Raw genomic sequence first — 24,988 nt, forward strand, 5'->3', positions numbered from 1 at the left:
ATGCGGTACGCCGAGCACCTGGCCGGTGACCTACCGCCGATCATCATCTGCGCGTGCGCCCTGTACCGGGTGCCCTCGACCCTGCGCCGCGACGCGACACCCGCCCTTCGCGCGCTAGGCGGCCTGATCTTCTGGCTGGCCGCAGGGATGACGCTGCTCTCGCCCCCCGTGTATCGCTTGGTCGACCGAACCCTTCACGTCCCTAACATCTCAGCGCTGCTCGGTGAAGCGGCAGGGCTGATCCTCGTCTGGCCGGGCCGGAACATGCTGCTCTACGAGGAGCACCCGGTCGAGAAGGCCCGCGCGATCAGCAGGCGGCGCTACTGGGGGCTGCCGCCCATGCTCCTGCTCAGCCTGGGCATGTGGTGGATCTCGCGGGGACCCACCAGCGATCCCGCCTACCTCGTGCACTCTGGCACGTCCCCTGCCGCCGTGGGCTACCTTTGCGTCGCCCGGTCGGGGGTCATCGTCGGTGCTCTCGACTGCTTCCGCTGGTGCTTGCACTACAGCCGAAGGACGCAGGCCGACCTTCGCGTCGGCCTGGCCGCCATGTCCTTCGCCGGCGGCCTCGCCCTGCTGATGGTGACCTACGAGAGCACCTACTACGTCGCCGGACTGGTGGGCAGAGACCTCGCACCCTGGGGCTCGGCGGAGCTCATCATGCGAGGCATCATCGGCGTGTCCACCTCCATGCTCGCGCTCGGTCTGGCCCTGCCGACCTGGTGGACGCGCAGCGGGACTGCGCTGCGCCGCTGGCGTGCCCTGCGCGACCTACGCCCCTTGTGGGTCGACGTCACCGCGGCCGTGCCCACCGTCGTTCGTCCCGTCTCCCGCTGGTCGCCGGAGCTGGCGCTGCACCGCCGAGTCGTCGAGATCCGGGACGCTCAGCTGGCGCTGCGCCGGCACGCGCAGCCCCTCGCACCCGCCGCGCTCGCCGTGGCGCGGGAGAGAGGTCTCGACGACGAGGTACAGCAGGCCTTCGTCGAAGCGACCGTCACAGCCGGCGCGGTCCTCGCCAAGCGGGCGGGGCTCGAGAGCAGGTCGGCCTCGGGCTCACTCGCCGTGGTGCACGGCGGCGCCAGCCTGCAGGACGAGACCGCGTGGCTGGTCCAAGTCGCGCAGCAGTACGCCGAGGCCAAGGCCCTCGCCAGCGCCCGCCTCTCGCTCGCCGACCACCCCGAGCCGCAACCAGCGCGTTAGCCGCGGGAGGGCAGCGCCGCGCGCACGCACGCACGGGCAGCGACGAGCGGGTTCACCACGCCGTCGCCCATGGCGACGTCGACGAGCTGGTTGAAGAACCGCGCATCCGCCGCGGCGGCGCGGAACCCGCCCCGAGCGGCGGGACCAACGCGACAGAACCGGACGGCGGCCGAGGTGTGCCGAAAGTGCCGTCGCAGCCGACGAAGCAGAGTCGTGCGGTAAGCCGCACCCGCGGCCTGACCCAGGTGAGCGGACTCCCCCGCGAGCGCGCCCGAGACAGCCGCGTAGAAGATGCCTTCGCCGCTCATGGGGTTCACCAGGGCAGCGGCATCACCGGTGAGCAGGATGCGCCCATCGGGCAACGCCGGCCGCGCAGTCGACAGCGGCAGACGGTGAGCCCGCCACGCACCCCCCTCGAGCTCGTACTCCGGCAGCAGCGCGGCCACGCCCTCGAGGAGCGACTCTCGGGTGACTGAGCGCCCAGCGCGCAGAAGGTCGATGTAGCCGACGTTCGATTGCCCGGTGCCGATCGGGAAGTCCCACGCATACGCCGGCCAGTCACGGCCGCGGCCGATGATGCGCGCCTTGTTGGCCTCCGCGGTGGGCAGGTAGGCGCGGATCGCTACCGCCGTGTGGCCATCGCGCTCATGCCGCAAGCCGAGCTGACGGCGCACGACGGACTCCGCCCCGTCGGCCGCGACGACGACCCCGGCGAGCAGGTCCCCGTCGACCACAACCCCGTCGGCCTGCCGCACTACGGTCCGGACTGTGTGCCGGCGGAGTTCCGCACCCGCCTTCTGTGCTGCCTCGACGAGGCGCGCGTCGAGGACCGCTCGCGGCACGATGTGCAGCGGCTCGCGCAACGGGTGGCTCGCCTCGATCTCCGCTGTCCCTAGCGAGAACCGGGTTACGGGCTGGTAGCCGTCGACGACGTGGCGGACGTCGTACCTTGCGAGCAGCGGAAGGACGTGCGCCGCGACACCGTCTCCGCACACCTTGTCGCGCGGGAAGTCCTCGCGGTCAAGCAGGAGCACGCGAGCCGACGGGTTCACGCGCAGGGCGGCGATCGCCGCCATCGAGCCGGCCGGTCCGGCGCCGACCACCACAACGTCCCAGGACTCCACCGAATCACCCTCGCACACCCGCTCATACCGGGCACTCGCACGCCGGCGCCCCTCCCCGCCTCCGTAAACTATGGCTTACAGTGGTCCTCGCCGGACTTGAGGACACCAGCCTGGAGCGACCGTGACGAACCGAGCCGCCGTGGCAATCGCCGCCGGCACCGCCGGTGTCGTACTGTCCGCTGGCCTCGTCACAGTGGTCACCGGCACGACGGCGGCCGCGGTGCAGTGCCTACCGAGCTCGGTCTCCATCACCGGGACAGTCCCGCCGTCCGCTGCGCTCACCCCGGCGCAGGCGGCGAACGCGACCACCATCGTGAGCGCTGTCGTCGACAGACGCATGCCCTCGCGCGCAGCAGTCATCGCAGTCGCCACAGCGATGCAGGAGTCCCGACTGCTCAACCTCGCCTCCGAGGCGGTCCCCGAGTCGCTCACCTACCCCCACGACGACGTCGCCCCCGGCGACCACGACTCCGTCGGCCTGTTCCAGCAGCGGCCCTCTCAAGGCTGGGGAGCCGTCCAACAGCTCATGACGCCCAGCTTCGCCGCGGGTGCCTTCCTCGACGCCCTGGAACAGGTGCAGGGCTGGGAAGCGATGCCCCTCACCCAAGCCGCCCAAGCCGTGCAGAGGAGCGGCGCGCCCGACGCCTACGCCCAGTGGGAGCAGCAGGCCCAGAGCATCGTCAACGGCCTGCTCGGCAGGCCTGACGATCCCGGCACCGGGGACCAGACTGTTGGCGACGCCCCAGGGCTCTACGTCGAGGGCGACGGCCTACTCGCCGCCCTCGCCGGCGCCACCCCGGTCACCTTCAACTCCGGGCTCGTCACCAGCTCGGTACAGCGCGGCCGCACGACCGCCGAGGGCATCGCTGACCTGACCGCGCACCGGACGACCCTCCCCGGCTCCCTGCTCGTCAGCCTCGGCGCAGCCGACCACCTCACCAGCGAGACGGCGAGCACGTACCGCACGCAGGTGCGCAGCGTCCTCGCCCTCGCGCACGACGGTCACACCGTCTACTGGCTGACCGATCCCGGCGCCGACGTCGCTAACGGCGTCCTGCGCGAGGAGGCGACCGCTGACAACGACCTCCAACTGGTCGACCTGGACTACGCCGTGCAGGCGCACCCGGAGTGGATGACCGGCACCGCGCTCAACGACGCCGGCGTCACGGGTGCGACCAAGCTGCTCAAGAACGCGCTCGGCACGAACACCGACGACGACCCCACCGACCCCACCAACGTCGACAGCGGGTCGGGCTGCTCCGACGGGCTGGGCGGCTACAGCAGCGTTCCCGTCGCGGACTGCACCTTCACCCTCGCGCGCGCCAACCCACGGAGCTGCCAGGACGCGATCCGCTGGGCTCTCGCCCAGCAGGACGGGCCCGCGCAGTGGTATCGCAAGTGCCTCAACTTCGTAGCCCGCAGCTACGGCTACGCCCACTCGGGAGTGGGTGCCCCGTACACCGCCCGCGAGTTCTGGCTCGAGTCCACCCACCAGCACCCGCTCGACCCAAACCCGCCGGCTGGGGCGCTCGTCTTCTGGAACGGCGGAAGCGCCGGCCACGTCGCGCTCTCCGCTGGCAACGGCCTCGTCATCAGCAACGACATTCGCGGCCACGGCACGATCGCGCTGGTTCCCCTCAGTGAGATCACCGAGCGGTGGCATGACCCCTACCTCGGATGGGCCGACCCGTACTTCCCGGCGGCGGCTTGATGCAGAAACTAGGAGCGACACGCCGAGTGACGTACCGCGAATCTGATTCCGAGCATGCCAGTGTGATCCACATGGCAGAGCGACGTGGTCACGGTGGACGCCCCAGCAAGGGCCCCCGCGAGCCGTTGATCAGTCGCGTCCCGGAGAAGCTCGCGCACACCGTGCGAGATGCTGCGGACGCTGCCGGCCTCAGCGTCAACGACTACATCGGGAACCTGCTAGCGCAGGCGCACGGGCACCCGCCGGTAGCTCCGGCGGCCAACCCGGACCAGCTCCAGATGACCGCCTAGCGGTCAGACCGGCGCCGACAAGGCTCCGGGAAAGCAGAAGACCCCGCCCCCTGACTTTTGCCGGGCCAGGGACGAGGTCTTCCAACGTGCAACAGGAGGAAGCGTACCCCGAACCCCCGACAGGGGGGCACCCACACCCGCGAACACGCACGCCGCATCGGCGTGTCGTGTCGTTGGGTCGCGCCTCCCTGCCGTCCCGCGCGAGCTCGAGCAGCCCGCGGCGGCCCTCTCCCCTGCCCGCGGCAATCCGCGGACCGGGACGCGGGCCGCCGTCCTCGAGCCGCTGTCCGACGCCCTACAGGCGCTTGACGACCGGGGCACGCTCGGCGCTGCCCGCAGCGAGCAGCCGCCTCTCCCCGGCATGCCCGCGGCCGCCCCTACGGGCGGCACCCCGGCCTACCGTGAGGCGAGGCGCCGCGCCCGCCACCGCTCGGCCCAGCGCACAGCGCTCGCGCAGGTGGGCCCTGCGGCGGCGCTCCCCCGTGGCTCGGTCCGTGCAAAGGGACAGGCCGCATGGGTAGCCGCGGTCGCCGCCCACCCCGACACCGCGCTGCTGCGCGCCGACGCGCACACCAACCTGCGCTCGATCGCCGCCACGCTCGCTCGCTATGCCGACTGGAACGAGCTGACCTCACGGCCCACCTGGGCGCGGCTCGCCGCCCTGGCCGGCGTCTCCGAGCGCACCGTCGCCCGCTGGACCGCCTGGCTGCGCCAGCGCGGCCTGCTCGGCGTCGTCGAGACCGGCTCCACACCCGCGACCCGGCCGATGGCCCTGCGCGACGTCGAGGGCAACCGCGCCGCGCTCTACCTGCTCTGCCACCCCGTCTCTCTTGGCAGCGCCGCTCGACACCCGCAGGCCAGCGACCCCCGCCTCAGCGAGCCCACGCTTGTTGCTCCTGTGGATGAAAGTGGCATGCCCTCTGGCCCAGCTCCGCAGGAGATGCGCCAGAACGGGCGCGCAGGCGCGGTATTGAGCCAAGCGCCGCTTCGCGGCGTGGCGATGACAACCAGGCCAACGAACCCCGCAGAGCCCCCAGCGGGGTCAGAAGACCCCGTCAGCACCCCAGGAGCCACTCAGGAAGCCAAGAGCGCCAGGACGACAGCCTGGGGCCGGCACACGCCCGCCCGCACCCGTCGCGACATGCTCGCCCTCGTCGACCGGCTCCAGGCTGAAGGCCCCGTCTACCGCGCCGTCGGCTCCCCCCGCCGCCTGCGGCACCTGCTCCGCCCCTGGCTCAACGCCGGCTGGACCATCGCCGGACTCGAGTGGGCCATAGACCACAAGCCCGACGGCGAGCCCTGGCGCTACGCCTGGCGCAGCGTCGACGAGCTCCGCAATCCCGCTGGCTGGCTCCGCCACCGCCTCCGCCGCTGGACCACCGAGGACGGCGCACCCCTGCCGGACCCCCGAGCCACTCCCCCAGCGCCGCAGCCCGTGCCTCAGCGACCGGCGTCCTCGTCTGCTGGCCCGAACGCCGAAGCCCGCGTGTTGCTCGCTGCCGCACGCGCCAAGGCGGCGGCCGCGACCCGCACCCGCCGCCCGCGGACGTACGACCTGCTGCCGACACTGCCGTGAGGCGCAGGCCCCGACGAGACCAAGGTCTTGGTCGGCCGGCAGGGCCGCGCAGGCGTCCCGCACACTGCACGTGTGGTGTTGAAACTCTGCGAGGTGCTGCATCAGGGGCGCTGGTACCCCGGCGAGGTCCTCACCTGGCAGCACATCGGAGAGCGCTGGCGAGCAGTCGTGCGCTACCGGGTCGCACCCGGCGAGCAGTACCAGCAGGCCCGCTGGCAGGACGAGTTGCGGCCGGGAGGCGAACCCCTACGCGTTGTCGGTGACTGAGCCCGCGTAGCCGCCTGACAGCAGCTTCTCCAGCGTGGAGCGGGCGTCGGCCTTCGAGCTGTAGCCCTGGCCGCCGTCAGTGGCGACGACCTGGCCGTTGCTCGCCGTCACCCTGAACCCGAACTTGCCGTCCGCGCGCTTGAACAGTTCGCCAGCCATCACGCAGCCCCTCTCCTCGCCGGCCTTCGGCGATCGGGCGGTGCCTACCGCAGCGAAGATCACCGTAATCCTCGCGATGCGCCCCGTCGGTGCCCTCCCCCGGGTGCGTGAACCTGCGAGACTTCTGCGGTGTCCCAGGACCCGGACGAGCGACAGCGGCTGCTCGACGAGCCCGGCAGCGGTGACGACTTGCCGATCGCCGTCTCGGCCTACCAAGCGCAGAAGTGCGCAGCGATCATCGAGGCTGCCCTACACGGCCAGATCGGCTACGACGCGCCCGCCCAGACCGCCTTGCAGTTCCTGCGGCACGCGGCCAGCGAAGCCGCTCTAGGGCTCGGGCGCATACACCCCACCAGCTCGTCGCTCTGGACCTCGCTGCGCGAAGTTCCCTGGCCACCGCCCGGCGGCCCGCGGCCCCAGCCCGACGTCTCGGAGTAGGCCGCTCCGCCAAGCGCTCCTAGCGTGCCTAGTGTTCCTAGCCTAGTTAGCCGATCTAGTCGATTAGTCACCCTACAGAGCACGGCCCTGGCGGGCCTACGCATCGGAGCCGGCTACGCCGGCGCGGAAGAGCTCATCGGTTCTTCCCTCCCGGCAATCGATGCTGGGGCCCCGCAGCCTGCGCGCAACCGCCCTCGCCTGCGGCGCCGGCCGCCTCCGAACCATCACCCGCTGCGCTCCCTGCGGTCGCTGAGCCCGCGGGTGATCGTTCTCGTCGCCTGACCGGACGGTTGCACTCCAGCTGCTCTACGGGCCCCTTCATCTCTTCTTGCCGGGAGGGGGCGACAGCGGTCGGACACCCCAGGTCCACCACCCACCACCCGGCAGGAAGGAGCCCACCGTGGCTCAGCACAGCAGCACCATCGAGGCGGGCACCGGCGCGACCGTCGCCTACCTCGACGCGGACCCCTGCATCCTGCTGGTGGACGTGAACGTCCGCACGCAGGTCCGGCTCGACAAGGAGTTCGTCGCCAGTGTCAAGGCCCAGGGGGTCCTGGTGCCGATCGTCGCGGTCCGCACCACCGAGGGCGCGCTGCGCGTCCGGTACGGCCACCGGCGCACCCTCGCGGCGATCGAGACCGGGCGAGAGACGGTCCCCGTGATCGTCGCCGCCGACGAGTCCACCGACGACGCCGGGCAGATCGACCGGCTCGTGGGCCAGTACGCCGAGAACGAGCACCGCACCGGGCTGACCGTGGCCGAGAAGGTCGGGGTGGTGGAGCAGTTGAGCGCGTTCGGCGTCAGCCACGCGCAGATCAGCAAGCGGCTCGGCATCAAGCGCGACACCGTGAAGGACGCCCTCGCCGTCGCCGCCTCCCCCATCGCCAAGAAGGCAGCCGAGCGGTACGAGGCCACCCTCACCCTCGACCAGGCCGCTGTCGTGGCCGAGTTCGACGCCCTCGCCGACGAGGACACCGTCAAGGCCCTGCTGGTCGACGCCAACACCGGCGGGCGGCAGTTCGCGCACATCGCGCAGCGCGCCCGTGACGAGCGCGCCGAGCAGGAGCGCCGCCAGGAGTTCATCGCCTCCCTCGGCGGAGTGCCCATCGTGGAGCGCCCCTCCTACCGCAACGACGAGCCGGTCAAGCGCCTGGGCAGACTTCTCGACCAGCAGGGCGAGCCGCTGACCGTCGAGACGCACGCCGCGTGCCTCGGCCACGCGGCCTACGTGGACAAGCGCACCGCGTGGGTCCCGGCCCCTCGCCCCGAGTCCGACACCACCGGCGAGCAGGGCGGTCAGGACACCGAGGACGACGACAACGCGCTCGGTGCGACCGACCTCGACCTCGACCCCGACGCGGAGGACGCCCTCTACGACGACGACGAGGACGACTACCCCGAGGACGAGCAGGACGGCTCCTGGGAGGAGACCTGGGAGGCGGAGTACGTCTGCACCGACCCCAGCCGCTACGGGCACACCGCCCGCTACGGCGGCAGCAGCGAGGCCGCTCCGCTCAAGGCCGCTGAGATGAGCGAGGAGCAGCGCGAGGAAGCCCGCGAGGCCCGCCGCACGGTGATCGCCAACAACAAGGCGTGGGACAGCGCCACCACCGTCCGCCAGGAGTGGCTGACCGGCTGGCTCACCCGGAAGTCCGCCCCTAAGGGCAGCGGGCTGTTCCTCGCCGCCGCCGTCGCGTCCGGCTCCCACGCGCTGACCCAGGCGTTCGAGCGCAACCACCCCACCGGGCGGGTGCTGCTCGGGCTGGGTGAGGCCACCAGCGCCCGCATCGGCGCGGGCCAGGCGCTCGCCGGGCTGCTCAGCGACGTGTCCGAGGCCCGCGCCCAGGTCGTCACCCTCGGCCTGGTCCTCGGCGCGCACGAGGCCGCTCTCGGGCGGCACTCCTGGCGCAACGTCGACAGCGGCACCCGCCGCTACCTGACGTTCCTGGCCGAGAACGGCTACGGCCTGTCCGACGTGGAGCGCCTGGCCTGCGGTGAGCACCCGCTCCCCGAGGTCGACGAGCCCGACGCCGCCTAGCCGCTAGGGCCGGGGAGGGAGCGATTCCTCCCCGGTCGACGGCGGGCGGGAGCGGCTGTGGGGGCATCGAGCCCCCACAACCGCGAACGCCACTCCCAGCCGCCGGGCAGCGCCGGCGCGACACACCGAGCAGGTTCCCACCACCGACCGCCTAGCGGCCCTAGCGTGCCTAGTGACGCTAACTAGCGCAGGTAGCGCAGATAGGAGGCTCAGGTGCCAGCCAGGATCGCAGTCGCGAACCAAAAGGGCGGCGTGGGCAAGACGAGCGTGACCCTCGGCCTCGCTGCAGCCGCGAGCCGCCGCGGCGACCGGGCTCTCGTCATCGACCTCGACCCCCAAGCGAACGCGACGACCGCCCTCGGCATCGAGCCCGACGACGCCGCGCTCACCGTCAACGACGTACTCGCCGTGTCCCGCGCCGGGAGCCTCGGCGACGTCATCACGGCCAGCGCGTGGGAAGGGGTCGACGTCGCGCCCAGCACGCTCGACCTGTCCAACCGCGACCTCGACGGAGCCCACGACTTACCGTTCCGGCTCCGCGAGGGACTCCAAGGCATCGACCTCGAGCGCTACGCCGTCGTCCTCATCGACTGCCCGCCGAGCGTCGGCCGGCTCCTGCTCACCGGGCTCGTCACCGCCTCCCACGCCCTGCTCGTCACCGACGCCACCGCCGACGGGCTGCGCGGCATCGGCAACGTCGAGAGCACCGTCGAGCTCGTCGCCAAGCACATGAGTCCCGGCCTGCGGATCGCCGGCATCGTGCTCAACCGCCGCCGCCATACCGGCGAGCAGGACTACCGCGAGGCCGAGCTGCGCGAAGCCTTCGGAACCCTGGTCACCGACGTCGTGCTCCCCGAGCGCGCCGCCCTGCCCGCCGCCCACGCTGCGGCCCAGCCCATCGGCTCCACTGCCAACGAGGGCGCCCGCGTCCTGACCACCCTGTTCGAGGACCTCTACGCCGACGTCCTCGCCCGCACCGCCACCGCAGGAGTCGCGTCGTGAGCCCCGAGCGCAAGCCCGCCCTCAAGCGTCGCACCGAGCTGCACCCCGTCGAAGCCCTAGCAGCGGCAGCCAACGAGACGACTACAGCTCCCGCCGCTGCACCCGCCAGCGAGCGACCCACGGGCGAGTCCGTCGGCAAGGTTCAGTTGAACGTCGCCGTCACCAGTGCCGTCCGCGGCCGCGCGCAGCGAGGCGCCCTCACCCTCGGCGCCCGCGAAGGCCGGCGCATCGGCCTCGCCGAGCTCGTCACCGCCGCGCTCGAGGAGTACCTCGACAAGCACGGTCTCTAGAACTCCCGCGCGGGCCAGAGCAATCTGGCCGCCTGGGCGCGCCGCACTGGGGTTGCGGCTCAAGCGAGGGACCCGGCTACTGGGAAATAGCCGGGTCCCTCTCGCTATTCCTAGTCCCACTAGTAGTCCTAGTCTAGTTAGGCAAAACGCGCCCTTCCGCAGCCTCATAGGTGGACGGCCCTAGGCAAGCGTGTGACGACTTGCGGACGTCGGGGACTGCGCTCTGCGAGGATCCGGTCTGTGATCACCTTCAACGACATCCTGCGTGCTGGCGGGGTGGATCCCAGTCGAGTGAAGTTGCTGCGACACACGGAGAAGGGCCAACAGCTGCTCGAGCTGTGGCGTGCCAACAGGCCCTTGGTCGAGGCCTATCAGAGTCGGCAGAAGACCGGGTTCTTGGACGGCGTGGACCACGTCGCCTGCTTCCTCGTCAGCCGTGATGGCCGCGAGGTCTTCGGTGGGCTCTACCGCGTCGGTGCCTGGGAAGCGGCTCCGCCAGGCGACCGCGACCCGATCACTGGTGAGGTGGACGTTCACCGCGCAATCTACGAGCTCACCGCCGAGCCAGCGTTCGCACCCTATGAAGATCGACTCGTAATCCGTTGGTATCTCGCAGGCAAGCACCCTGGGTTTTGGCAGTGGGCGGACAAGCAGCCGAAGCCGGTCGAAGAAATCGCAACCCAACAGGAGCGTGCGTTCCCCGGCTGGCTGGAGTTCTCGAGCCCTGTAGACGACCTCGACCTCCTGCCGAGGACGTGGCGGGAAGTGCTGCGCTCAACGTCCGGCGTATACCTGCTCACTGATGCTCGTGGCAAGCACTACGTGGGTTCGGCCAAGGGCGGCGACGGCTTCCTCGGTCGCTGGGACGCTTACCGGGGCGGCCGACCCGGAGGAAACGTCGGGCTGGTTGGAGCTGCTGGCCCGTTCGCCGTCTCGGTGCTCCAGACCTTCGACCCCAGTACGTCGGACCAGTCCGTCGAGCGGGTGGAGTCGCTCTGGAAGGACAAGCTCGGCGCCCGGCTTGTCGGCTACAACCGCAACTAGCCTCCGTTGAGCCGAGCCTGGCCGCCACGGCGCGCGGTGCAGGCCTCCTCCCGAGGTTGGTCGTTGCCGACGTCGAGACGCCCCTAGGCGTCCTAGTGTTCCTAGCCTAGTTAGCCGATCTAGTCGATTAGTCACCCTACAGAGCACGGCCCTGGCGGGCCTACGCATCGGAGCCGGCTACGCCGGCGCGGAAGAGCTCATCGGTTCTTCCCTCCCGGCAATCGATGCTGGGGCCCCGCAGCCTGCGCGCAACCGCCCTCGCCTGCGGCGCCGGCCGCCTCCGAACCATCACCCGCTGCGCTCCCTGCGGTCGCTGAGCCCGCGGGTGATCGTTCTCGTCGCCTGACCGGACGGTTGCACTCCAGCTGCTCTACGGGCCCCTTCATCTCTTCTTGCCGGGAGGGGGCGACAGCGGTCGGACACCCCAGGTCCACCACCCACCACCCGGCAGGAAGGAGCCCACCGTGGCTACCACCATCGAGCGGGTCCGCCTCACCGAGCCCCGCCAGGCCGTCGAGGCGATCCCGTACCTGCTCGGCTTCCACCCCAGCGAGTCGCTGGTCGTGCTCGGCCTGCGCGACGGTCGCGTCGCCGTCGCGCTCCGGGTCGACCTCGATAGCCCCGAGGACCTGCTGCGCGACGCCGCCCGCACGTTGCTGCGCCACAGCATCACCGCCGGCCTTCTCGTCATCTGGACCGCCCAGCCCGACGTTGAGGTCGCGGCGATCAGCGGCCCGATCCTGCGCCTGTGGGAGCGCGACGGGTTTCTCGTCCCGGCCGTGCTGGTCACCGACGGCACCGTCCTGCACAGTGAGAACGGTGTGCAGCGGCTGAACTTCACCGACACCCCGCTCGCGGCCCCCGCCGTCGCGGCGGGCACCCACCCGCTACCCAGCCGGGACGCGCTGGTTGAGAGCATCGAGGGCGAGCCCGCCACCGACCCCACCGCCCGCCAAGCCACCGCCACCGACTGGCTCACCGCGGCGACAGCCTTCCACGCCGACCCAGCGGCCACGCTGCCCGACGAGGCCACCGCATCCCTGCTCAACAGCCTCGACGGCCCTGACCGACTGCTCCGCGACCGGGTCCTGGCATCCCTGGTCGGGGGAGAGGACGCCGTCGTCCCCGCCGTCGTCCCCGCGGCCCTGGTCACCTACCTGGCGCGCCGTGCCCGCCCCAGGGACGCCGGGATCCACTGCCTGCAGGCCACGTCGGCCCTGCTCGCTGGATCCAGCATCGTCGCGCACGCCGCCCTCGACCGCGTGCACGTCGAGCACAGCCTCACCGTGCTGCTCCGCCAGATGACCGACCTCGGAACTCCGCCGCAGGCCGTCGCCGCCGTCCTCGTACAGGTCGCGAACGAGGCCGGTCCGCTGGCCTAGCCACGGCGAGGGGCGGGTGCCGTCAGTGGCACCCGCCCTGCGTGGGAGCGCGCGGCGACCCGGTTGAAGCCGGGGGAGCGGTGCCCGGCGCCATCGAGGCGCCGGGCACCGCACGCCGCGACGGAGCGCGGCGACAGGAACCGGCTCCGCCGGTGCTGAAGGCCTACTCGAAAGCGGCCCGTCGGCTGCACGGCGTACGCCGCCTGAGGACGTCGACGCGGAACGCCACGACCAGCGCCGCATCTGCACGTCTTCGCTCACGTCAGCCTCGTCGTCGGCCGCCCGCAGTGGACCTGTGCCCCCTGCGCGTGTACGACCGCGAGGTCGCCACCGGGGGAGTGGCTCTCGTCAGCGGCCGTCTCGGTGGGTTGTGCCGACGCCGCGCGGCCGACAGCCGCGCGGCCGACAGCCGCGAGCAGCGCAGCGGGCCAGGCGGTCCGCGCGGCGGTCCAGGTCAGGTGGGTGGCGTACGCCAGGATGTGAGCATGTCTCACCCGCCCGCCCCGCTCGCTGACACCCCAGCGCTGAGGAAGGCTCGCGGAGCCTTCTTCACTCCCGACGAGATCACTGCCTTCATGGCGCAGTGGGCAATCACGTCGGTCGAGGATCACGTTCTTGATCCATCTGCCGGCGACGCGGCCTTCCTGTCGGCTGCGGTGACGCGGCTGCGTGAGCTCGGCGGCGAGTCTGGAGGCCAGCCTGTCGTCGACGGCGTCGAGATCCACGAGCAGTCCGCCCGCATCGGTCGCGCCCGGGTGCGCGCGGCCGGCGGAGACGCTCGGTTCCGCGTCTCAGACTTCTTCCTGGTGTCTCCCTCGCCCACGTACGACGCGGTGATCGGGAACCCGCCCTACGTGCGCTATCAGGGCTGGACCGGCCCAGCGCGCTCGCGCTCGCGTGAAGCGGCCTTGCAAGCCGGTGTCTCTCTGACGGGGCTTGCTTCGAGCTGGGCTGCGTTCACGGTGCACTCAGCTCTGTTCTTGAAGGAGGGTGGCCGGCTGGCACTAGTTCTGCCGGCCGAGCTGCTGTCGGTGAACTACGCCGCTCCGGTCCGGCGGTTCCTGTTTGATCACTTCCGTTCCGTTGAGCTGGTCCTGTTCGACGAGCAGGTGTTTCCCGAGGCTGAGGCTGACGTAGTGCTGCTCCTGGCCGACGGGTACGGGCTAGGCCCGACCGACCACGCAGTCATCCGCCAAGCTCGCGGCGCTCGTGACCTGCGCACCCTCGGCGCCGGGACGACGTGGACTCCGCCGGACCCGTCAGGGAAGTGGACCGGCTCGCTCGTCAGCGCTGCGGCCATCGAGCCGCTGGCCGGCCTCGCCGCCTCAGGGTTGTTCAGCTCGCTGGAGACGTGGGGGGACACGACGCTCGGCATCGTGACAGGCGCCAACAGCTACTTCACACTGTCACCGGCTCGTGTCAGCGAGCTTGGCCTACGCCGCAGCGAGCTGCTGCGCCTGTCTCCGCCCGGATCCGCGCACCTTCGTGGCTTGGTGCTGTCGGCTCGCATGCTCACCCGCCTAGGTGCTGCCGGACAATCGACCTACCTTTTTTATCCCGGCCAGAAGCCCTCTCCGGCAGCCATGCGTTACATCGAGATGGGTCATGCCACCGGGGTCGATGACGCCTACAAGTGCCGTGTCCGCAGGACGTGGTACCAGGTACCGCTCGTACGCCCAGCAGACCTGTTGCTGACTTGCATGAACGCAGACACCCCACGTCTGACCACCAACCAGGCTCAGGCTCACCACCTCAACTCTGTGCACGGTGTGTACCTCCGTCAGCCACACCGCGAACTAGGTGCCGACCTGCTTCCGCTGGCGAGCCTCAACTCCTTGACACTGCTCAACGCGGAGATGGTCGGCCGTTCATACGGCGGCGGCATCCTGAAGCTGGAGCCCAAGGAAGCTGACGTGTGGAGCGTGCCGTCCCCCAACCTGGTCGCCGACCGCGCCGATGCACTGCGGCTGATCCGCCGCCAGGTCGCTCGCACCCTTCGGGTGGGTCGCCTGCTCGACGCGGTCGCGATGGTCGACGACGTGTTGCTCGTCGCCCCAGGTCACCTGAGCACGGCGCAAGTCGCCCACGTGCGTAACGCACGAGACGAGCTTGTGCGCCGACGGATGACGAGGTCGAACGGTGCCAAGTAGCAAGGCGTCGGCGAAGGTCCTAGCTTGGCCACTGTTCGACCGCATCGTGGCCGACGCGATGGACGGCGGCGACTACACCAACCCGTGGTCGAAGCGGCCGGACGGAACCTTCGTCTTCGAACCCGACTACGGCACCCTTAGACGCCTGCTCGGGGTGCCCCTCTACCTCAAGGCCCCCACTACCACCGGCGTCCCCGCGCTCGCGCTCGATGTGTGGATCGCCTACGAGCTGCGCCGCGCAGGGTTCGACCCCGACGCCGTCTGGCCGCGCGCGACCCACCCTCGCATCCTGCCCGGACCGATCGCCCGACTGCTGGAGAAGGACCTCCTCCCTGCGAAGATTCGTGATCCTTTGCAGGCCCGGTTGATGAAGGAGGGCAACGTCAAGGGCGTCACGCACTCCAGCGCATCGATCCTCGGAAAGAACTACCTCAAGCAAGTCGACGTGATCATGACCGACTGGGCCACCGGTCCGGAGCTGCTCATCTCGACCAAGCGAATGGACTCCTCGTACGGCAAGAACGCGCCGAACCGAGTGGAGGAGTCCTACGGGGACGCGAAAAACCTGCGCTTGCGCCACCCTCTAGCGGCTCTGGGTTTCGCGTTCGGTCTGCGCACCGACATCTTCACGAAGGAACCAGAAACCGCCGACTGGCTGCTTGACCTGCTCGCCAAGCTCGGCCGCGAGGAAGACGCCTACCGCGCTACCTGCGTGATCCTGATGGACTACGGCCAAGACGTCACACTGCCTGACGACGCCGAGGGCAGCGACGACGGGGAGGACCGCAGCGCCGCAGCCGGGCTCGTCGATCAACCCGCCGAAGAGGAAGAGCCGGTCGAGGTTCCCAGGTCACAGGTCGAGCAGCAACTCGCTGAGCTCCCTCCCGTGCGGATCGACCACGACAGGACACCCGCGAGCCTCTCCCCAGCAACGTTCCTCGCAACGCTCGTTGAGCATGTGCTCGACCAGACACCAGTCAACATGCACCGAGGCGCACGCTTACGACGCCGAGACGCGGCGCTGCAGCGGGCTAAGTCGAGTTGACTTGTCCCCACCTGAGTGCGTGACGGAGAGGAGTCCACGTGCCGCTGCTCCCTGACGGCTTCGACTGGAGCGCTGCGTACGCACTCGCTGCGCAACCCGAGACGGAAGCAGACTTCGCAGCCCTGCGACTCACCTCTCGGACCTACATCAGCAAGACCTTCCTCTTGCAGCACGGCACCGTCCAAGACCTCGGCCAGCCCGCACGGTATGTCCATCGTGTGTTCGACCACCGAGTGATCAGTGAGGGCACACCCGAAGACGACTACGAGTGGACGGAGTACGTGGTGCGTGAGTCTCCCGGAGGAAGGGTGCAGATCACGCTGCAGGTGGCTAGAACCGCTGGCGCGGTCCGAAAGATACAGCTCCGACGGGTAACCACCACGAAGGCAGGAAGCGCCCTCGAAACCCTTGTCGAGTTCGACCGTACTGAATCTTCGCGTCTGGTCTCGCTCATCAAGCTGCTCGATGACATCCCGATCGAGGGCGACACGACCGTCTTGGTGGATGACGACTTGGTGCGCGACCTTGCCGACCACCCCGAGGCTCTCCAAGCTCTGTACGCCCACGACCCTGAGCGCTTTCGGCGCTTCATCGAGAGTGACGTGTCCGCGGAAGATCTCGTCGCCGTCGCCTACCGCCGGGGTGAGGTTGAAGAGTTCCGCAACCTGCTGCATGACGACGACTACTTCGACCTCGCGGCAACATCTGCCGGCGGGCCCGAGAAGGTGTGGCAGCAGTTCCTCGAGCGCAACCCGTGGGTGCTCGGCTTAGGCCTCTCCGGTCAACTGTTAACGTCTTGGGACGACGAGAAACTGGAGCGAACGGTCGCCGGCAGCTCGGTGGTCGGCGCAGGTAAGCGGGTAGACGCCCTGTTGCAGACGAATGGCCGGCTGAACATGCTGGCCTTCGCGGAGATCAAGCACCACCGCACCCCGCTGCTGCACCACGACCAGTACCGCGCCGGCTGCTGGGCACCCTCGCACGACCTCTCGGGCGGCGTCACTCAGGTGCAACAGACCGTCCACCGAGCCCTCGACACGATCGGGGAACGGCTGCACGTGCGGGGAGCCGACGGGGCCGAGACCGGCCAAGTGGCCTTCCTCATGCAACCCCGCTCGTACCTGATCGTGGGGCACCTCAACCAGTTGACCGGCGTTGGCGGCGTGCACCCTGAGAAGCATCGCTCTTTCGAGGTCTATCGCCAGAACCTGCATCGACCCGAGATCGTCACCTTCGATGAGTTGCTCGCCCGCGCCGAGTGGAGCGTTGCTCTAGCGGAGAGTTCTGGGGGATAGAGCGCGACGCAAGGCCGATGGCTTCGGCCCTGCAGTCAGCTTCACTGCGCTTGCCGAAGCGGTAATGCGACAATCAAGCAGCATGACCAGTCACAACCACCGTCAACTAAACCCGCAGCAATCCCGTGTGGTGACCGTCAGTCCTCGAGCGTCGCTGCGAGGCTGAAGTTGTCCCGCGCCCTACTGCGCAGCTCCAGCAGTACGTCCTGCCGCTTGAAGTCGACGTTGAATTCGTCGACTTGGGAGTCCCTTGCCCGCTGGTCGTAACGCTGCTTGAGCGTAGCTGCAGCGATGCGGCTGGGCTGCCTGAGCGAGGCGGCCAGCGCGACTAGATCGGCGGTAGCCGTCGCCGGGTCGAGCAGAAGCCTCCGCAGCTTCTCATCCGAACGCAACACCTGCCCGACCATGTAGATCAAAACCATGCGCGTGAGTTGCCAACTCTTGCGGTAGGCCTGAGGGACCCGGGCCTTCTCCGACTCCACGACCTGCTTGATCGCATCGACCAGGACGACGTGCGCGGCGGTGATCGACTCGTTGAAGATCATGGCGTGGTTCTCGCTCTCGAAGAGGGCGAGGCGCTTCACGGCCAGCCAGGGCTGCTCGTTGTAGACGGCGCAAAGGAGCTGGGCCGCGTCGTCATTGGAGATGACCTTGCCCGCGGCTGCGCTAAGGGTGGCGTCTGGTCGAGTCTCGTAGGTGATAGTCGGAAAGTTCACCGCGAAGTCACTGACCAACTTCTGCTGCGGTCCTCTCAGGGCCACGAGGTTTCGGGCGTTGACCGCGCTCTGTGTGTTGCTGCGCCAGGAGATCTCCTTCGCCAGCTGAGGACGGCCGGCGACCTCCACAAACTTGACGAAGACGCGCAACTCGTTCGTGAGCTCAGCGTCGGCGTCAGCTCTGGCGAATGCGATGGTCGACTGAGCGCCGTTGACGACGGACGGTTTCTTGGCGACGAGCCTGTCCTCCTCGAGGACAAGCTCGTCGCAAACGACGGTCATGCCGTTATGGAAGGCAAGGAAGTCCTTGTGCTCGTGCTGGCGTCTGATTGCTCCATCGAGCTGATCGCGGACGCGGTTGCGCCGCACTTCGCGCCGCACGTTCAACTCGAACAGTGTCCGATTGTCGATGCCGTCCCATTGGACGATGTCGATGGCCCGTACGGAGGCCATCACCACGCGGTTCGGGGCGGTTCCGAGCACGATCCGCTCGTCCGCCGAGCAGGGCGCCTCGATGTCAGCGGTCGTGATGGCCGGTGTGGCGACTGCTTGAGCCAACGGACCAAGGCGGTTGAGGTCGTGAACCGTGAAGTAGCCCGGACGCTGGGTCGCGTTGGTCGAGGCGACGAGGCGCTTGGCTGAGCCGTTGAGCACCCCGCTGGTGATCAGCGCAATGCGGACACGCAGTCTTCCCTCGGTGTAGGCGCCAGCCCGCAACTTCCGCACGAGGTCGAATCGTTGAATGAGATGCCGCAGCTTGTCCTCGACACGCCCCGACAGGAGCGCCTCCAGACTCTCCACGGTTGTGAAGTGCGCAGCGGCCGAAATCAGGCCGGTCATCGACGTCACCCCGACGTTAGTCGGGGCCTCGGTGTACTTGCTCTGGTAGATCACCAGCGTTTCGGGGGCGTCCTCCCCGCTGGCTGGCTCGAGATAAAGCGCATCAACGCCGTTGTCGTCATCTCCGTCACAGATGAACTCGTAGGCATCGAGGTCGTCGAGCCCCACGACGTTCCGGAGGAACCACAGCAACAGGACAGAGCGCTCCTTGGCAAGACCGCCGGCTTCGTCCAACGTCGCGAGCTTCGCGAGGAGGTCGTACATCTGCTGTCTGTTGAGGCGATCGCTCGGCAGAGCGGGGCTGGCCGTTGGCATCCCCCGACCGTAGCTGGAGCCAGCGGGCGTCGGGAAGGTTTGCTCTGCGTACGGTGTCCTCACGGATCGCGGTCCCGTAAACGGTCGTTTGCGGGACTGATGCGCCGCGCAACCGGTCTGTGCCACAAACCTTGGCTGAGGGTCGGTTACGTGACGTTGGTTTCGTGCACCAGTTCTGCTACACGGGCTCACGCTCGGGCTTGCCTGCCGGCGGCGGGGGAGCGGGTGTGTAGCGAAAACGAACAATTTCGGGATGCGGACCCAGCTGCCGCTCGCTCGTCGTCGGCTGCATGGTGTCGCTGCCGTCCTGGTGGCTTGTCGCAGCTCAACGGTCTCGTTCAAGAGCGCCGGTCGAGTGCGGTGCGAGCCAAGCGTGTCAGGGTGTCGCTGCCCCCATCGAGTTGTGGTGTTGCGTTGAGGCGCAGCAGTGTGTCGTCCTGTCGCACGAGCACCTGGGGGCCTGCCTCGCTTTCCGTGGCGTAGGCCTCGTCACCGAAACCAGGGAGGGGCGTCATGGACGTCATGCCTGACTTGCAGCTGCCGAGACCGCTGCGCATCGCTGCGAGGTATCGAGCCGCCTGACCCGGCGCGAAGGTGATGACGTCCTCGTAGATTGTGGTGCCGGTCGTGTCGCGGTAGCCCTGGTACACCTCGGCGCCGACGGTGGCGTACGCGACAGTCCTTGTGCAGTGCGCCGGGTCGGGCAAGCTCGAGTTGCCGCCCGGGATGGGCCCCATGTCTGTGGACGGGCTCCAGATCTGCCAGTCGGGGCCGATGTCACCGGGTAGTAGGAAGCCCGCCGGCACGTGGGTCGGCTTGGCGTACGCGGCGATGCCGGGCAGTGTCCGCGGTGTGACGCCGGTCAGGCGAGCGAGCATGGCCGAGGCGAGGGCATCCAGCCAGTCGTTGGTGAGCCCCAGCTGCGTTCGGGCGTTCAGCGGCGTGACCGTGGTCACGACCCCGCGCTCACCCACTAAGACGATGACGGCCCACTCCGGTGGCTGCTGCGTCGAGGTGCGGTGGGCGATGAGCACCCGAGCTCCGTCGCGGATCGTGTTGGCCAGGATCTCGCTGCTGCTGGGAGGGACCTGCCCCGCGCCGGACTTGATGGTGTACCCGTCGGAGCGGCAGGCGGCACCAAGACCGGCTGCGGTGAACCACGCTGCCGCGTCGGCGGCCGAGCCGAACTCTTCCGCTTCGGTGGACAGCGACCAGGCCGGGTCGGTGTCTGTGGTGCTCAGCGAGTCGCTGACCTGCATGCGGGAGGGACCCGAGCCGGGCGACCTGCCTCCGTCGGGGTAGTCGGCGAAGGAGCCCCACGGCTCGGCGAGGTCACTGGCCTGGACGAGCACGGATCGGGGCAGCGCTGGTCCGATGGCAGGCTGTGGCTGGCTCTCCGGCAGGGTGGCGCAGTCCACGGTCGGAATGGGCGCTGCAGTCATGGTCACGACAGGAGGCGTGGTGGGCGGCGAGGTGTCCGTGCGGCCGGCATGTCCGGGGACGATCACCGCGGCCAGCGTGCCGGCGAGAGCTACCGCGGCGGCCAGCGCGCTGACGCTGACCCGTCGCCGGCGACGGCGCTGGAGCGCGGCAGCCATGATCGACTCGGCGTTCAATGCAGGGATGCCAGGGCGGGTGTCACGGAGTGGTGCGAGCAGTCGGTCGTCGCTGGTCATGGCATATCTCCCACAGGCTCTGCTGCCTGCGCCCTCAGCTTCGCCAGGGCTCGGGCGCTGGTGCTTTTGACGGTGCCGGCGGCGATGCCCAGCTCGAGGGCGGTCTGCTGCTCGGAAAGGTCTTCGATGAAGCGGAGGATGACGACGGCGCGTTCTCGCCTGGTCAGGCGCGCGAGGGCGCGGCGGAGGGCGTCGCGATCGTCGGCGTTGTTGACTGTGTCCGCTGCGACGTCGTCCGGCGTCTCTGCGGTGAGTGATTCGCGGGAGTGCCGCCGCCACCACGACACCTGGCCGTTCAGTACGGATCTGCGGACGTAGGCGAAGGGATCCTCGTCTCGGATCTTGTCCCAACGCAGGTACGCGCCCATGAGAGCGGACTGGACGAGGTCCTCGGCGCGGTGTCGGTCACCGCAAGCAAGCTCGGCTACATGCAACAGCCGGCGGGCAGAGCCGGCGACGAACGCCGTGAACTCCTCCCTGTCCCGCTCACCAGTCACCACTCCCACAAACTAGAGACGCCGAGCAGCTGCCATCGGTTCGGTGCCCGAAGCGGTCATCTCGCACGCCGTGCTTCCGCCCGCTGCGGCGACGATCCTGCTGTCCGCCTGGTAGGAGCGGCGGTCACGCTAGGACTCCTCAGCGCGGCAAGAGCGTGAACTCGACAGGTCAGACGCGAGGGTCACTCTCATCGTCGTAGGGCTCAGGCCAGCCGCGAGCCCGGTACTCGTCGTTGCTCTTCCGAGCCCAGCTCGAGGGGAGCCAGTTGACGTTGCCGTTCCCTCCACCGCGCCGCGGCTTGCCGCCAGGCGCGAAGAACCCGCCGAACACAACGATGAGGATCGCCGCAACGCCGACTACCCCAAGGATGATCTGTTCCACCCGTCATCGCTCCTTGGGTCGGTTAGCCGCTCACCTCTTATGAGCGTCTCCGGATAGAAGGCGCACAAACGATCTTGCGGTCATCGGCATGACCGTGAACTCGGCTGGGGTTGTCGGTGCCTCCTGACACGCTGCGTGGGTGGACTCTCGACTGGTCGACCTGAACGTTCGAGTGGCCTTGCTGGCCGATGCATGGCTCGACAGCGGTGACGATGCGGTGCTCGTTCGCTTGGAGGCCGCGGTCGCAGCGAGGCGCGACTACCTTCAGCCCGCCCTCCAGCTGCTGCTCTGACCTCGGTCGTTTCTGGCACGACTCGGGGAGTGGCGGCCACCGGCCCGCCGCTGAGCGTGGCTGTCTGTTGCAGAACTGGTGCACGTAATCAACGTGTCACGAGGGTCCCTGTCGGACCCTTTCGCTACGTTCCGGGGCATGGGGCACCTCCTGGGCTACGCGCGGGTCTCGACCGCGGAGCAGAACGCCGACCTGCAGACCGACGAGCTGACTGCAGCCGGCTGCTACCGCGTCTACGTCGACCACGCCTCCGGGTCGCTCGACCGGCGCCCGCAGCTGGACAAGGTGCTCGGGGACCTGCGCCCGGGGGACACGCTGGTCGTGTGGCGGCTCGACCGGCTCGGTCGCTCGCTGCGCCACCTCATCGACACGGTGACCGCGCTCGACGAGCGTGAGGTCGGCTTCCGCTCGCTGCGCGAGTCGATCGACACCACCACCGCCGGTGGCCGGCTGGTCTTCCACCTGTTTGGCGCGCTCGCGCAATTCGAGCGGGAGATCATCAAGGACCGGACCGTCGCCGGCCTCGCCGCGGCGCGGGCCCGTGGGCGCGTTGGTGGCCGGCCGACGAAGCTGACCGACCGCCAGCGCCGGGAGGCGCGGCGCATGTACGACGCGCGTGAGCTCACGGTCGAGCAGATCGGGGAGGTCCTCGGCGTGTCCCGGACCACCATCTACCGCGCGCTGACCGAACCGCCCGCGCCCAGCCCGGCCGAGCAAGCCCCCCCTCCTCCTGGCCGCTCTTCGCGCGCGAAGGCGCGCGCATGACCGCGGGAGAGCGGCTGGTCACCGTGCTGACCACTCTCGCCGTTCCGGAGGAAGCCGACCCCGAGGACGCTGCCGCGCTGCTTGCGCTCGCGGCGGAGTCCACCGCGCTGCGCGTCGTGCACACCACGGCTGTCGAGGGGCACCTGCCAGCGCCCGGGACCACAGTGACGCGCGGTAGGCAGCCGCGTCCCTGGCTGGTCGTCGCGCTCGAGGAGAACGGCGCCGTGCTGCGCGACCTTGCTGGCAGCACCGTCCGGGTCAACTACCGCGGGTTGTCCCCTGACCCTGTCGTTGCCGCGGAGCCAGGAGCGGTCGAGTGATGGCGAACCCGACCGGGCCGTGTTGGTCACTGCTACTCGAGCGACCGCGGACGCGCTCCGCCGAGCTCACCGGCCGGGCGGTCCCGACCGCGGCCGGCGTCTACGCCTGGTTCCACCTCGGGGAGCCCGTCTACGTCGGGATGACGGGGGCGAAGGGTGGACTTCGCGGCCGTCTTGGCCGGCATCGGGGTGCGGGGCGTGACCTGAGCCGGTCGTCGTTGCGGCGCAACGTCGCGGCGCACCTGCTGGGCATCCCGACCACAGTCAGCAGGCAGCGTCCCTCGGTTGTCAGCGAGCAGGACGCCGACGTTGTCACCGCGTGGATCCGGGACCTCGAGGTCGCGTGGGTGGAGCAACCGGATGCGGCGGCCGCCGCGGCCCTGGAGCATGACCTGCTTGCTGAGTGGCAGCCGCCACTCAACCGTGCCGGCGCTGCGCGAGGCCGCGTCGTGTGACGGGCTGGCGGTGCGGTGGGTAGGTGAGGCTCGCCAGGTGTGCGCTTGTCACTGGGACGTGCACTGCTTGGTGGGGGGCGTCCGGGCAGTTGGGCGACCCTACTTGCCCTCCCCACGCGGCACGCCGGCCCGGCCGGGCGACGCATCATGGTGGACGTGCTCGCTCCCTCGCTGCGTCCGATGCTGGCTTCTGCGGCGAGCTCGTCGGCCGTGGTGAGCGATGACTGGTTGGTCGAGGTGAAGCTCGACGGGTGGCGCGCGGCCAGGTGACTGTCGACGCGCGCGGGTTGGTCGTTAGGTCGCGCACGGGGCGCCGGCTGTCGCACGCGCTGCCGGAGTTGGCGGGTCTGGTCGACGCGCTCGGTGGGCGGTCAGTGGTGCTTGACGGTGAGCTTGTCGCGGGCGCTGGGGCGGCACGTGACTTCTATGCGCTGGGCCCTCGCATGGCGCGGCGGGCGGGGTCCGGCGGATGCCGGGTGTCGTTCGTTGCGTTCGACGTGCTGTGGCTCGACGGGCGGAACGTCTGCGCGCTGCCGTACCTCGAGCGGCGTGCGCTGCTCGAGGAGTTGGGCCTGGCAGGGGAGTGCTGGTCGACGTCGACGGTGTTCGACTGTGCGCCGGAGGTGCTGCTCGCGGAGTGTGCGGAGCGGGGGCTGGACGGTGTGGTGGTGAAGCACCCGCGCGGCCGGTACCGGCCGGGGGCGAGGTCGTGGGACTGGGTGAAGGTGAAGACCTCGAAGTGGCGGGCCGAGCATGCTTCACGTCGTCACGACGTCGCCTGAGCAGCGGCTAGGACGCGGTCGGCGGCGGTCAGGCGCGGCGGCCGCGGTGAACGAGCCGGAGCGGGTAGGCCGGCATGGGGAGTAGCAGCTCGATGTGCTCGGCGATGACGGCGGCGGCCGCGGCGGGTGTCGCCGCGGCCGCGGGCAGCGTCGCAGTCTGCAGCGTGACGCCACCGCCGACGGGGTCAGCGGTCGGGTTCTCGGCCCGGCTGAGCCGGACCACGACGCGCTCAGCACCTTGCGCGACGAGGGTGACCTGGTCGACGTGGGTGGTGCGTTCGGCGCGGCCGAGGAGCAGGCGGAAGGCGGCCGACGTGTCGGGCTGGTGACGGCTCGGGGTCCACCACTCCGCGAGCAGCGGGCGCAGTCCGTGGGTGCGCTGCAGGGCGTGAACCACCGCGGCAGCGTGGTCCTCGACCCATCGTGCGGTGCCATCGGTCAGGGTGAGCCGGCCGTCGACGAGGTCGTGCTGATAGCCGGGGATGCCGCCGACGTCGACCTCGTTGACGGTCCCGGCTTGCGCTTGTCGCCCGTGATGGCGCACGACGTCGGCGAGCGCCGCGGCGAGTTCGGCGGCGTCCTGGTCGGTGCGGGGGCGGTCGGGTTCGTGAAGGAGCGGTGTGGCGGTGGGGACGCCTTGTGCGCTGTAGTCGGTGAGCGTCACGGTGACCAGGTGCGCGCGGCCGGTGCCGGTTTCCGGCTCGTAGAACGCGCCGGCGGGATCGTCGTGCTCGACGGTCAGGTGCAGCTCGCGAGCGCCCAGGTCGGGGCCGTGCAGCACGAATAGGCCGCTCGCTGCTGCGGGTCGCAGGCCGTGCCGGACCTGCTCGGCGGGGCGGCTGATGGCGAGTCCGGGGCTTACCCGGCCCACCTCGTGGAGCAGCCGGCGGGTGTAGCGGTGGACCGTGGTGCGCGGCACGGTGCGCAGCCTAGAAGC

Annotated in this window: 24 protein-coding genes; 17 read left to right on the forward strand and 7 right to left on the reverse strand. The window is 69.7% G+C overall.

Annotated features, from left to right (window positions below; genetic code table 11):
* Positions 1–1,200: an MAB_1171c family putative transporter gene (locus CLV35_RS01120; protein WP_121191596.1), complete on the forward strand. Its 1,200-nt coding sequence runs from the start codon at positions 1–3 to the stop codon at positions 1,198–1,200.
* On the opposite strand, the gene CLV35_RS01125 is transcribed toward CLV35_RS01120, so the two are convergent.
* Positions 1,197–2,324 carry a geranylgeranyl reductase family protein gene (locus tag CLV35_RS01125; protein WP_121191622.1) on the reverse strand — a complete coding sequence of 376 codons (1,128 nt, stop codon included), beginning with the start codon at positions 2,322–2,324 and terminating at the stop codon, positions 1,197–1,199. The two genes, CLV35_RS01120 and CLV35_RS01125, sit on opposite strands and share 4 nt — an antisense overlap.
* A 139-nt stretch (positions 2,325–2,463) precedes the next feature.
* Between CLV35_RS01125 and CLV35_RS01130 the strand changes: the two genes are divergently transcribed.
* Together CLV35_RS01130 and CLV35_RS19805 are read left to right on the forward strand one after the other, a co-directional pair.
* Positions 2,464–4,035, forward strand: a complete 1,572-nt coding sequence (locus tag CLV35_RS01130) for a hypothetical protein (RefSeq protein ID WP_183061566.1) — start codon at positions 2,464–2,466, stop codon at positions 4,033–4,035.
* Positions 4,036–4,686: 651 nt separating this feature from the next.
* Entirely contained in the window at positions 4,687–5,901 is a 1,215-nt protein-coding gene (locus CLV35_RS19805; protein WP_183061568.1) for a helix-turn-helix domain-containing protein, read from the forward strand.
* A gap of 246 nt (positions 5,902–6,147) precedes the next feature.
* Here the strand turns inward: CLV35_RS19805 and CLV35_RS01140 are convergent, their stop codons facing one another.
* Complete coding sequence (locus CLV35_RS01140; protein WP_121191623.1) at positions 6,148–6,327, reverse strand: YegP family protein; 180 nt, start codon at positions 6,325–6,327, stop codon at positions 6,148–6,150.
* Positions 6,328–6,456: 129 nt separating this feature from the next.
* On the opposite strand from CLV35_RS01140, the gene CLV35_RS01145 reads away from it, so the two are divergent.
* The 9 genes from CLV35_RS01145 (at position 6,457) to CLV35_RS01185 (ending at position 17,011) form a co-directional block, all read left to right on the forward strand.
* Positions 6,457–6,765, forward strand: a complete 309-nt coding sequence (locus CLV35_RS01145; protein ID WP_121191599.1) for a hypothetical protein — start codon at positions 6,457–6,459, stop codon at positions 6,763–6,765.
* 400 nt (positions 6,766–7,165) lie between these two features.
* Positions 7,166–8,803 carry a ParB/RepB/Spo0J family partition protein gene (locus tag CLV35_RS01150; protein ID WP_147431833.1) on the forward strand — a complete coding sequence of 546 codons (1,638 nt, stop codon included), beginning with the start codon at positions 7,166–7,168 and terminating at the stop codon, positions 8,801–8,803.
* 213 nt (positions 8,804–9,016) lie between these two features.
* Positions 9,017–9,805 (forward strand): ParA family protein, encoded by a 789-nt coding sequence (locus CLV35_RS01155; protein ID WP_121191601.1) that lies wholly within the window; start codon positions 9,017–9,019, stop codon positions 9,803–9,805.
* A complete protein-coding gene (locus tag CLV35_RS01160) occupies positions 9,802–10,095 on the forward strand; it encodes a hypothetical protein (protein WP_121191602.1) in 294 nt (97 codons plus the stop codon). Before CLV35_RS01155 ends, CLV35_RS01160 begins: the two co-directional genes overlap by 4 nt.
* Positions 10,096–10,335: 240 nt before the next feature.
* Positions 10,336–11,139: a GIY-YIG nuclease family protein gene (locus tag CLV35_RS01165; RefSeq protein WP_121191603.1), complete on the forward strand. Its 804-nt coding sequence runs from the start codon at positions 10,336–10,338 to the stop codon at positions 11,137–11,139.
* 464 nt (positions 11,140–11,603) lie between these two features.
* Positions 11,604–12,521 carry a DUF4192 family protein gene (locus tag CLV35_RS01170; RefSeq protein WP_183061570.1) on the forward strand — a complete coding sequence of 306 codons (918 nt, stop codon included), beginning with the start codon at positions 11,604–11,606 and terminating at the stop codon, positions 12,519–12,521.
* A gap of 485 nt (positions 12,522–13,006) precedes the next feature.
* Positions 13,007–14,671: an N-6 DNA methylase gene (locus CLV35_RS01175; protein ID WP_121191624.1), complete on the forward strand. Its 1,665-nt coding sequence runs from the start codon at positions 13,007–13,009 to the stop codon at positions 14,669–14,671.
* 46 nt (positions 14,672–14,717) lie between these two features.
* Entirely contained in the window at positions 14,718–15,716 is a 999-nt protein-coding gene (locus CLV35_RS01180) for a hypothetical protein (protein WP_231121288.1), read from the forward strand.
* 38 nt (positions 15,717–15,754) lie between these two features.
* Positions 15,755–17,011 carry a Shedu immune nuclease family protein gene (locus CLV35_RS01185; RefSeq protein ID WP_231121290.1) on the forward strand — a complete coding sequence of 419 codons (1,257 nt, stop codon included), beginning with the start codon at positions 15,755–15,757 and terminating at the stop codon, positions 17,009–17,011.
* Positions 17,012–17,148: 137 nt separating this feature from the next.
* Here the strand turns inward: CLV35_RS01185 and CLV35_RS01190 are convergent, their stop codons facing one another.
* The 4 genes from CLV35_RS01190 to CLV35_RS01205 form a co-directional block, all read right to left on the reverse strand.
* Positions 17,149–18,882, reverse strand: coding sequence for an AIPR family protein (locus CLV35_RS01190; RefSeq protein WP_121191606.1), 1,734 nt, complete (start codon positions 18,880–18,882; stop codon positions 17,149–17,151).
* 338 nt (positions 18,883–19,220) lie between these two features.
* On the reverse strand, positions 19,221–20,330 hold the full coding sequence (locus CLV35_RS01195; RefSeq protein WP_147431834.1) for a hypothetical protein: 1,110 nt from the start codon (positions 20,328–20,330) through the stop codon (positions 19,221–19,223).
* A gap of 224 nt (positions 20,331–20,554) precedes the next feature.
* Positions 20,555–21,058 (reverse strand): SigE family RNA polymerase sigma factor, encoded by a 504-nt coding sequence (locus CLV35_RS01200; RefSeq protein WP_121191608.1) that lies wholly within the window; start codon positions 21,056–21,058, stop codon positions 20,555–20,557.
* A 166-nt stretch (positions 21,059–21,224) separates the two neighbouring features.
* Entirely contained in the window at positions 21,225–21,437 is a 213-nt protein-coding gene (locus CLV35_RS01205; protein WP_121191609.1) for a hypothetical protein, read from the reverse strand.
* Between the two features lie 139 nt (positions 21,438–21,576).
* On the opposite strand from CLV35_RS01205, the gene CLV35_RS19810 reads away from it, so the two are divergent.
* The 5 genes from CLV35_RS19810 to CLV35_RS01225 all read left to right on the forward strand — a co-directional run bounded on the left by CLV35_RS19810 (position 21,577) and on the right by CLV35_RS01225 (position 24,051).
* Positions 21,577–21,729 (forward strand): hypothetical protein, encoded by a 153-nt coding sequence (locus tag CLV35_RS19810; protein WP_183061573.1) that lies wholly within the window; start codon positions 21,577–21,579, stop codon positions 21,727–21,729.
* A 138-nt stretch (positions 21,730–21,867) separates the two neighbouring features.
* Positions 21,868–22,494 (forward strand): recombinase family protein, encoded by a 627-nt coding sequence (locus CLV35_RS01210; RefSeq protein ID WP_121191610.1) that lies wholly within the window; start codon positions 21,868–21,870, stop codon positions 22,492–22,494.
* On the forward strand, positions 22,491–22,814 hold the full coding sequence (locus tag CLV35_RS01215) for a hypothetical protein (RefSeq protein ID WP_121191611.1): 324 nt from the start codon (positions 22,491–22,493) through the stop codon (positions 22,812–22,814). Before CLV35_RS01210 ends, CLV35_RS01215 begins: the two co-directional genes overlap by 4 nt.
* Positions 22,814–23,269 (forward strand): GIY-YIG nuclease family protein, encoded by a 456-nt coding sequence (locus CLV35_RS01220; protein ID WP_147431835.1) that lies wholly within the window; start codon positions 22,814–22,816, stop codon positions 23,267–23,269. Before CLV35_RS01215 ends, CLV35_RS01220 begins: the two co-directional genes overlap by 1 nt.
* Positions 23,270–23,520: 251 nt before the next feature.
* Positions 23,521–24,051 (forward strand): ATP-dependent DNA ligase, encoded by a 531-nt coding sequence (locus CLV35_RS01225; RefSeq protein ID WP_183061575.1) that lies wholly within the window; start codon positions 23,521–23,523, stop codon positions 24,049–24,051.
* A 28-nt stretch (positions 24,052–24,079) separates the two neighbouring features.
* On the opposite strand, the gene CLV35_RS01230 is transcribed toward CLV35_RS01225, so the two are convergent.
* Positions 24,080–24,970: a hypothetical protein gene (locus tag CLV35_RS01230; RefSeq protein ID WP_121191614.1), complete on the reverse strand. Its 891-nt coding sequence runs from the start codon at positions 24,968–24,970 to the stop codon at positions 24,080–24,082.
* Positions 24,971–24,988: the final 18 nt, after the last annotated feature.

This window comes from Motilibacter peucedani, assembly GCF_003634695.1.
GTDB lineage: Bacteria > Actinomycetota > Actinomycetes > Motilibacterales > Motilibacteraceae > Motilibacter > Motilibacter peucedani.